This window comes from Coprococcus intestinihominis (assembly GCF_040096555.1).
Lineage (GTDB): Bacteria > Bacillota > Clostridia > Lachnospirales > Lachnospiraceae > Coprococcus_A > Coprococcus_A intestinihominis.
Genome location: NZ_JBBMEK010000541.1, coordinates 1 through 569 on the forward strand (window position 1 = coordinate 1; position 569 = coordinate 569).

At 46.2% G+C, this 569-nt stretch carries 1 protein-coding gene; it reads left to right on the forward strand.

The features are described from left to right. Positions 1 to 22: 22 nt before the first annotated feature. A partial coding sequence (locus WMO25_RS18730; protein ID WP_349086766.1) for a phosphoadenosine phosphosulfate reductase domain-containing protein occupies positions 23 to 569 on the forward strand: 547 nt, incomplete at its 3' end.

A 569-nucleotide genomic window follows, 5' to 3' on the forward strand; every position in this document is an offset into this window, starting at 1 on the left:
GGAACTGGTACGGCGTTCCGGCGTGCCATTTGAACTGATGCACAACCTGACTACTGCAGATGCCCCACAGACTATTTATTATGTGAGGGAACAGTTTCAGAAGGCAGAACAGGCCGGTATAACTTGTAGTATCAATAAACCTTACTATAAAGGGCAGCGGATAACTATGTGGAGCCTGATCCCCATGAAAATGATCCCTCCTACCAGGACTATCCGGTATTGTTGTGAGGTTCTAAAAGAAAATGGTGGGGCTGGGCGTTTTATCACCACAGGTGTCCGGTGGGCAGAAAGCCGAAAGCGGAGGAAAAACAGGGGGATTTATGAAAACTTTGTCCCAAATGGAAAAAAACGTGCCATTATTTTAAATAATGATAATGATGATACCAGGCGACTCTTTGAATCATGCCTGTCAAGGGGCAAACACGTATGCAATCCCATTGTTGACTGGAGTGACCAGCAGGTCTGGGAGTATATCCAGGCAGAGAAAATACCCATGAACCCTCTTTACGAAATGGGATTTCACCGGGTTGGCTGTGTAGGCTGTCCTATGGCAGGAAAACAAAGATACC